Here is an 8543-nt window from a genome sequence, read left to right as displayed (position 1 = left end):
CAGATATAGCGTCCAGCGCCTCATGCCAAGTGTCCGACAGCGTTTTGGCTCGTGCGAGATCGCCAGCCAGTGCTGCCTGGCTTGCCGCGTCCGACAACAGGTCTAGCACCCGGCGGTTGAAGATATCGAACTGGATCGCCTGATCGCGGCCGGCCACGGCTTCGGCGAGGCGGAACGCGCCGCCGACATCGCTCTTTTTCCCGGTGACCAGAGCGTCGAGCGTCGAAGCGATCTCCAACCCGCCATACTGCGTCAAGAGGATCGCGGTGCGGGCGCTGCCCCCTGCCCGCTCGGCCAGTGCCGCGCGCGCCGCCGGATCCTCAGGCGGCGCCGGCTCGGTCGTTTCCAGCACCGTCATCAGGTCGTCGGCGTCGAGCGGGTTCAATCTCACCACCTGACAGCGCGACCGGATCGTCGGCAGCAGGCTGCCCGGCGCGTGGACAATCAGGATGAACAGAGTCCGTGCCGGCGGCTCTTCAAGATTTTTCAGCAAGGCATTGGCGGCATTGGTGTTCATGTCGTCGGCGGGGTCGACGATGACGACCCGGTAGCTGCCGTCATGCGAGGTCAGCGACAGGAAGCGGCTGACCTTGCGGATCTCATCGACGGTGACGACCGTCTTGAAACTCTTGGTCTTGTCGTTCAGCGGCCGGGTCAGATGCAGCACGGAAGGATGCGCCCCGGTGGCGATCTGGCGAAACAGCGACGACGCCGGATCGGGAGCGGCAAGGCTTTCCGGCGCCTGCGCGAAATCCGGGTGCTTCAGCAGATGATGCGCAAGGTGGAAGGCGAGCGTCGCCTTGCCGATGCCGACTGGCCCGGAAAAGATCAGCGCATGCGGCAGCTTGCCGGCGCGATAGGCGGCGGTGAGCACGCCTGCAGCCTGGCCGTGCCCGACCAGAAGGGGCGTTTCGGAGGGCTCCGGCACGCCGTCGAGCGTGTCGTGCTGCTCGGGTGCGATGCGCTCGAAGATCATGCCGGCGTCGCCTGCCTGTCGCGTGCCGGCGCTCTCGCCGCCAGCGCCGCGAACACTGCCGCGGTGACGACGTTCTCAACCGCGTCGGGCTCGGCGGCTGCGTCGACGACGATGCAGCGCTCCGGCTCGGCCTTGGCGATCGCCAGAAACGCCTCGCGGCGGGCCTGGTGGATCGCCAGCGTCTCCTTTTCGAAACGGTCGGCGACTGCCTCGGCGCCGCGCCGCAGCGTTGCGCGCCTCAGGCCTTCCGCTGGGTCGATGTCGAAGATCAGCGTCATGTCCGGCATCATGCCGTTGATGGCGACCTGTTCCAGCGCATCCATGAACGCCGGATCGATGCCGCCGGTGACGCCCTGATAGACGCGTGAGGAATCGAGGAAGCGGTCGCAAAGCACGATGGAGCCACGCTCGACCGCCGGCCGGATCACCTGCTCGACATGATCGGACCGCGCGGCGGCGAACAGCAGCGCTTCCATCTTCGGCCCGAACGGTTCGGCTGCGCCCGACAGCAGCACATGCCTGACCGCTTCGGCGCCCGGCGAGCCGCCGGGTTCGCGGGTAAGCAGCACGTCGTATTTCTTGGCGCGCATCTTCCTGGCCAGCCGCTCGATCTGCGTCGACTTGCCTGCCCCCTCGCCGCCTTCGAAGGTGATGAAAAAACCGCGTGCCAACCGAGAGGCCTTCTTGTCCATGGCTGAATGGGATTGTAGCGCTCTAGATAGTCCGCGTTGGGCCAAACGTCCATGCCGTCGATTTTTTGCCCTTATGCATGCCGTTCCCCAAAACCATGGCTGGTTTTGAGCGACATGCGTTAGCGCAGCCAGCCGATCACCAGTTCCTTGACGGCATCGAGCGCGCGCTGCGGCAGCGTGCCGACGCCGATCGATTCGGCAGCGAAAAGCGGCGTCTCCTGGCTCAGCGTATCGCCGATCCAGACGCGCAGCGCACCCACCGGCTGCCCCTCCTCCACCGGTGCTGCAACCGGGCCGTCATAGACGATCCTGGCCGTCAGCTTGTCGCGGTTGGTGATCGGCAGGAAGATGTCGATCGGTCCCTTTGCCTTCAGCGTCACCCCGGATTTGGCGCCGCCGAAAACCTGGGCTTCTCCAACCACCTCGTCCCTGGCGAAAATTTCGGTCTTCTCGAAGGAGCGGACACCCCAGTCGAGCAGCTTTCGCGCTTCCTCGGCGCGCTCCTTGTCCGAGGCCAGCCCGCTCATCGCCGCGATCACGCGGGTACCATTGTGGCTGAGCGAACCGACGATGCCGAAGCCGGCTGCCTCGCTCGCCCCGACCGCCAGGCCGTCGGCGCCGATGTCCATCGCCAGCAGCGGATTGCGGTTCCTCTGTGAGATCTTGTTCCAGGTGAAATCCTTTTGGGCATAATAGCGATAGAAATCCGGATAATCGCGCCACAGGTGCAGGGCGAGCTGCGCCAGCTCGCGCACGGTCGTCTGCTGGCCATCCGCCGGCAGGCCGGTCGAATTGACGAAAGTCGACGTCTTGAGGCCGATCTGGCGGGCGCGTTCGGTCATCTGCACGGCAAAATTGTCTTCGGATCCCGACATGCCTTCGGCGATGACGATGCAGCCGTCATTGGCCGCCTGCACGGTCACGCCCTGAATCAGGTCTTCGAGCCGGATCGACGACTTGAGCTTGGCGAACATCGTCGATGTTCCCGAAGGCGCGCCACCCTTGCGCCAGGCGTTCTCGCTGACCACGAACGTATCGTCGAGCTTCAGGCGGCCGGATTTGATGGCATTGAAAACCACTTCCATGGTCATCAGCTTGGCCATCGAGGCCGGCGGTATCGGCTTGTCGGCCTCCTTGGAAAACAGCACCGTCCCGGTCTCGGCATCGATCATGAAGGCCTGCGCGGCCTTGGTCTCGAACAGCTGTGCACCGGCCGGAGCCTGGAAAAACAGCAGCAAGCCAAAAACCAGAAGCCCGGCGAGAGGCGGGAGCAAGCGAAATTGCATGATGTTCGACCCGTTGGCCGGCACCGCCGGCAAGCCCGCGAAAAGTATCAGGCTTTTTGCGCGGCGGATCAACCGCGCAGCGGAAATCCCATCAGGCTTGCGCTCAGTTGCGCACAGCCAGCGCATCGGGCGCGCCATGCGACCAGGCAGCCTGCAGCAAATCATCGAGATTGCGGTGGCCATCGGGATAGAGATTGACCGAATACCAATCCTCGCCATCGAGTTCCGAACGCTGGATCTCGATCTTGCCGTATGCGGCAAGCTCAGCGGCAACACGCTTGGCCTCCGCTGCATCCTCGAACGAACCAGCCGCGACGTAGTCAGTGGACGGACCGGCCGCTGGCGGCTGCCGCTTCCATGATTGGAGCACATCGGCCGGCGACATGCCGTCGCCACCCATCGCGGCGAAGGCATTTGAGGCGCGTTCGACCCGCTCGTCGGCATAGGACAGCGAGGCCACGGCAAACGGCGATTGCGGCGGCAGATTGATCTGCGGACGCTCCGGCACGATCGGGCCGAAATCCGGAAGCGCCAGATCGCCATAGGCCGACGACTGCGTCGACATGATCGGCTGGACAGAACCGGTATCTGTCAACTGGCCCGGAAACGGCACGGCAGCAGTGCCGGCAGGCAGGCTTGGCGACGGCCCGTTCATGGCGACCATGACGCCGGTCGGCAGTCCATCCGACGGGTCTGGCGCCCTGTTGCCGGGATGATAGGAGGCCATCAGATACTGGTCGTCATCGCCGTCGAGCGGCGCGCGGCCGACATATTCGACCTTCACCTGAGCGGTGCCGGTGTTGGCATAGTCAAGCATCTGGGCAGCGCGCTCCGATACGTCGATGATGCGGCCTTCGTGATATGGGCCGCGATCGTTGACGCGAACGATGACCGAACTGCCGGTCTTGAGATTGGTGACGCGGGCATAGCTTGGCAGCGGCATGGTCGGGTGCGCCGCCGTCAGATGGGTCATGTCGTAGACTTCGCCATTGGCGGTAAGCCGGCCATGGAAGGCGTCGCCATACCAGGAGGCGAGGCCGACCTTGGCGTAGCGCTTGTCTTCCTTCGGGTAATACCACTTGCCACGGACCTGATAGGGTTTGCCAAGCTGATCCCTGCCGCCGCCACGTTGGATGCGCCCGTTCCGGGAGATCACACGCGGGCTTGCCTTCACGCCATATTCGGATTCGGCGAAATACTCCTTGGAGCGGGTCTTCTTGTTGACCATCGCTTTCGGCTCAGGCTGCGACGCGCAGGCGGCCAGCAAGGCAGCCGACATGGCGAACAACGCGACGGTAGCAGCGCGACGAAGACGCGGTGGCGTCACAGCCTGCATTTTCCTGATGTCCCCTTCAGTCTCAACTCAAGGCGTCGCGTTCAACCACCAGAGGAGCCAAAACACTCACCCGACAATACCAACGACGCTTAAAACCCCGATCCTTTGTGCGCAGGAATTGCTTATCACGGTATTAACCGATTGTGGCCGCAACCGGGCAAGATTGTGGCGTCTCCACCGTAAGAGCTCTCTGAAAAGTAACGGTTTTCGTGCTTCCACGCGAGAGATGTGATGCCCTCTGCCACAGAAAGCCTGGCTTCGCTCCTGCCCGCCGTGTCTGCCGGTTGACCGGGCTTTGTCGGGCAGCGGACCGACCGCCGGAACAAAGAAATGCGCCGCTAGTTTCATCCGCAGGGCACTCGAACAGAAGGACGAGCATGATGAAAATGACTTCATTGATGGTCGCGATCGCGATGTCGCTTTCTGCCGGGTCTGCGATCGCCGCATGTCCGGACAAGTCAGCTTCGAACACCGGGACCGATGCCGGACAGACCGCCGGTATTTCGAAAGATGGAACCCACGCGCCTTTAGAGACTCCGAAGGCCATGGGCAACGCGAACAAGCCAGCCGCCAAGGATGGCACCACGATGCCATTGGCGGGCGCTGAAGGCGGGGGCGACAAAAACCTTGCAACCTCGCAGCAGGATATCGAGGCGCAGCAGCACGGTGATAAGGCCGCGGCGGCAAAGGCGGACGAAAATTGCAAAGACTGAGGACCGTACAGGCCGGAGCCGATTTGCAGCTTCGGCCTTCCTCACCAGTAGCTGTTCCCTTGGCGAAAGTTAAATCTGCGGGATACCGCAGCTGTCCCAAGAGGCTGACCCGTAGGGATTCGCCAGTCGGCGGGCTCCTTCTTCATCATGCACCAATGGGATAGCGAGTTCCGGTGCTCGATTCCGACAAACTCAGAGCCTGCCAGGACGGCAGGAACCGACACAGTGGTGGTTGACGCAGCCCTCAATGCCGCTTTACAGGAATGAGGCGTGAACCAGCCGGGAGCGCCTTCGGTGCCAATCCGGTGCCACAGGCCAAACGAGTTGGCCCCGCGCTGCCCAAATGGTTGAAAAACCACGATGGAGGAATGGCCGAGCGGTTTAAGGCACCGGTCTTGAAAACCGGCGTGGGTGCAAGCTCACCGTGGGTTCGAATCCCACTTCCTCCGCCATTCGATCGAGAAGGGCATACAGAGCATACAGAACTGAGTACGCCGATTTCCGCCTCCGTGGACGTAAGGGTGAAGCGTCAAACATCATGTCTGCTTTCTCCTGACCTTGGGCGTCAGCACTGGTAACCCCCCTGCTCATTCGACGTTCTATCCCTTGCATCGACCGCAATCAGAGGTATGCTAACACTTCATTCTGGTTGTATATTTCGCAAGGCTTATGGGATATTCGATCTCTCACGAGCGCCTGTCGGTAGTGATCGGTCGCATATATGAGGCCGCCTACGATCAATCGATTTGGCTTGACGTGGTCCTTCAGTTGCAAGCCATGTTTCATGGCTCCAGAGCCTGTTTCTCGGGCATCGACTGGGCCAATGTCGAGGATAGCTTTTGCGTCTCACCGAGCCGCGACCCCTATTGGGACAGGATTTTCCTTGACCATTTCGCGACCAACGAACTCTTTGCGCCGCGTGTGGCCGCGCCGCTTGGCCGGGTTTTTAGCGACACCCAGTTGATTGGGCGGCACCGTATTGAACGCACCTCCGTCTGGAACGAATGGATGATGCCGCAGGACATGTATGACGGCATGTTCTGCAATCTGCGCGCGTCGGAAAAGAACTACTGGTTTTTCGACGTGCAGCGAGGCCGAGGGCAGCCGGCGTTCGACGCCGATGATCGTGCGATGCTCGCCCTGATCACGCCTCATCTGCAGCGCGCTGCGGGTTTGGGCCGACATTTCGAGGCGCGACCTGTGCTCCGATCGCTGCTCGGCCACCTGCCCTTCGCCGGCTTTATCGTCGATCCGCGCCTGCGCATCCTTGACATGAATGACGCCGCGCAAAGACTTTTGGTACAGCCGATCACTCTGCTGACGGCGAACGGTGGCCATCTGGCCACCTCCGATTCCACGCAAACCCAAATGCTGCAACGTGCGGTCGCACGAGTCTGCCGGGTGGACGAGAGCGAGTTTCCCATTTCGGCTGCCGATTTGATCTTGCGGTCGGAGCGCGGCGACCAACTGGTATTGTCGATTGGATTGTTGCCCGACGGCGAGATGTTCGGCCTGTCGGCTGGACCTTGCGCGGTGGTGCTGGCGCGCGAATCACGTTTGGCCCTGTCGACGAGCTTAGCCGATCAACTGCGAAAAACCTTTGGGCTGACAGGGAAAGAAGCTTCCGTCGCGCTCGCGCTCGCAAGCGGATTGTCCTTGAAGGAAATAGCGATCAGGGAAAACATGGCCTACGGCACCGCACGCGTTCATCTGGACAAGATTTTTCGCAAGACAGATACGCAGAGGCAGAGTCAGCTCATTGCGCTGCTGAATGCATTTCGTCTTCTGCCCTAACAAGCTGCAATAGCACATTAAGGTTCTTCGAGTGCAGGGCGTTGCGACTGTGGCGAGCCAGCGACAGTGCGCCACTCTTTGGCCGGTCTATGGCATTTGATATATATATCGCCCACCCATCATCCGTTATTGCGAATCTGAAGCACTGATTTGCTCGAAGCATTGCTTTGCTTGGGCTGTTCTGATGACGGCAGATTGCATTTATTGGACGATGGGGCGGGCCTATCATGAGACTCTACGGTTTTTCGGCAGACAAAGCCTACCCACTCGTTTCCTTGCGCGCGCAACTCCTCTCGCAGGCCAGTCGCTCGGCACTGCGTTTCGCAATCGGCATGGCCGGTTTCGCCGGCTCGGCTGTTTTCTTTTCCCCGCAGGCGCAGGCGGCATGTACGGTCACTCTGGGAACTGATGTGCAGTGCGGCACCACCTCCACGGTCAATGCCGTCAATCCGGCTGCTCCTCCCAACGACCGGGGCTATTCATTTTCTTCACCGTTTACGGCCCACCTCGCGATCGATGCCGGGGCGACGGTCAGCGGATTTGGCCTCGCGATCGAGAATACCGGCAATGGCGCCGTCATGGTCGTCAACAACGGCACGATCAGTGTCGATGCGGGCAACACGCCAACAGCCGGCGGGACCGCGGCACTCAATATCGATGCCGCCTCCAACCTGATCACGTACACAGGCAGCGGCGCGATCACCAATAACGGCAGTGGCGATGCCTTCGCAATAAAGCAGAATGGCCTGGGCTCGATCGATGTCGATGCCACCGGCGATATCACGGCGGCTGCCGGCTCAGGCATTGTGGTGCGTAACACGGCGGCGAGTGGCTCCATCGATGTCACCACGGGCGCGGTGACGGCGCTGGCTGCTGGCATGTTCGGTATCGACGTCCAGTCGTCTTCGACGGCAGGCAATCTCACGACCGTGGCGAACGGCGATGTGACGGCGGGCAATACCGGTATCTTGGGTCGAGTTTCCTCCACAGGAACTGGCAACATCGATATCACGGCGAACGGCGCCATCGACGCAGGCAACGGCATTATCGCGCAGAACTTGGGCAACGGCTCGACGACGGTGAAGGCGATGGGACCGGTCACCGCGACAATGGCGTCGGGCCTTGGCGTCTTCGCTCAGGGCCGGGGCGATGTCTCGATAACAACGGGTGCGGTGACCTCGACGGGCGGTCAGGCGGTCTATGCAATAGGGACCGGCACAGGCACAGGCACAATCGATGTGACGACCAACGGCAACGTCTCGGGCACTGCAGGCATCCTCGCAGGTAACTCCGGCACGGGCATGATCAGCGTGATCGCCAATGGTGCGGTGACCGGCACATCCTTTGACGGCATCGTCGCGAACGGTGGTGGCGCGGTGGACGTGCAGGTCGCCGGCACGGTGATGGGCGCGCGTTCCGGCCTGACCTTGATTGGTGGCGGCGGCGGCACGGGTAATCTCTCGGTGACGGGCGCGGGCGGCTTCGTCGGCGGCAGCGACGATGCGGTGAATATTCAGAACTATGGCCCGGGCACGGTCACGGTCGATATATCCGGCGCCAGCAGCTCGACGAGTGGCGGCGGCATCGTGGTGCGCGACACGGCGACGGGCGGCAACATCGGCGTCACGACGGGCGCGGTGACGGCGCTGGCTGCCGGCAGGATCGGCATCGACGTTGAGACGCTGTCGGCGACGGCCAATGTGACGATCGTGGCGAACGGCGATGTGAAGGCGGGCGGCCCCGGTA

At 62.1% G+C, this 8543-nt stretch carries 6 protein-coding genes, 1 tRNA gene and 1 pseudogene; 4 read left to right on the top strand and 4 right to left on the bottom strand.

The features are described from left to right. The 4 genes from ENZ75_RS12550 to ENZ75_RS12535 form a co-directional block, all read right to left on the bottom strand. A partial coding sequence (locus tag ENZ75_RS12550; RefSeq protein ID WP_128278123.1) for a DNA polymerase III subunit delta' occupies positions 1–976 on the bottom strand: 976 nt, incomplete at its 3' end. Beyond that, positions 973–1647 carry a dTMP kinase gene (tmk, locus tag ENZ75_RS12545; protein ID WP_063170241.1) on the bottom strand — a complete coding sequence of 225 codons (675 nt, stop codon included), beginning with the start codon at positions 1645–1647 and terminating at the stop codon, positions 973–975. The genes ENZ75_RS12550 and tmk, both read right to left, overlap by 4 nt. Positions 1648–1787: 140 nt before the next feature. Next, the gene (locus tag ENZ75_RS12540) at positions 1788–2954 is read right to left on the bottom strand and encodes a D-alanyl-D-alanine carboxypeptidase family protein (protein WP_063170240.1); all 1167 of its coding nucleotides are present in this window, start codon (positions 2952–2954) and stop codon (positions 1788–1790) included. Positions 2955–3057: 103 nt separating this feature from the next. Beyond that, positions 3058–4290 (bottom strand): septal ring lytic transglycosylase RlpA family protein, encoded by a 1233-nt coding sequence (locus tag ENZ75_RS12535; protein ID WP_063168012.1) that lies wholly within the window; start codon positions 4288–4290, stop codon positions 3058–3060. Positions 4291–4667: 377 nt separating this feature from the next. Here ENZ75_RS12535 and ENZ75_RS12530 point away from each other — a divergent pair, with 377 nt between their 5' ends. From ENZ75_RS12530 to ENZ75_RS12515, 4 genes and pseudogenes are all read left to right on the top strand, one after another. Continuing rightward, on the top strand, positions 4668–5003 hold the full coding sequence (locus ENZ75_RS12530; RefSeq protein ID WP_013531580.1) for a hypothetical protein: 336 nt from the start codon (positions 4668–4670) through the stop codon (positions 5001–5003). Positions 5004–5365: 362 nt separating this feature from the next. Beyond that, positions 5366–5455 (top strand) — tRNA-Ser (locus ENZ75_RS12525). A 217-nt stretch (positions 5456–5672) separates the two neighbouring features. Further along, positions 5673–6797 carry a helix-turn-helix transcriptional regulator gene (locus ENZ75_RS12520; protein ID WP_063168011.1) on the top strand — a complete coding sequence of 375 codons (1125 nt, stop codon included), beginning with the start codon at positions 5673–5675 and terminating at the stop codon, positions 6795–6797. Between the two features lie 227 nt (positions 6798–7024). Further along, a pseudogene (locus ENZ75_RS12515) lies at positions 7025–8543 on the top strand (autotransporter outer membrane beta-barrel domain-containing protein); the annotation flags it as partial.

Source organism: Mesorhizobium sp. M7A.F.Ca.CA.002.04.1.1, assembly GCF_004022805.1.
Classification (GTDB): Bacteria; Pseudomonadota; Alphaproteobacteria; order Rhizobiales; family Rhizobiaceae; genus Mesorhizobium; species Mesorhizobium ciceri.
Note: the sequence above shows the minus strand (reverse complement) of the source record. Positions and strands in the feature narration are given on the sequence as shown.

Coding starts and splice junctions, on each gene's coding strand:
- ENZ75_RS12540 (WP_063170240.1), bottom strand. CDS start 2,954: ATGCAATTTCGCTTGCTCCCGCCTCTCGCCGGGCTTCTGGTTTTTGGC.
- ENZ75_RS12535 (WP_063168012.1), bottom strand. CDS start 4,290: ATGCAGGCTGTGACGCCACCGCGTCTTCGTCGCGCTGCTACCGTCGCG.
- ENZ75_RS12530 (WP_013531580.1), top strand. CDS start 4,668: ATGATGAAAATGACTTCATTGATGGTCGCGATCGCGATGTCGCTTTCT.
- ENZ75_RS12520 (WP_063168011.1), top strand. CDS start 5,673: ATGGGATATTCGATCTCTCACGAGCGCCTGTCGGTAGTGATCGGTCGC.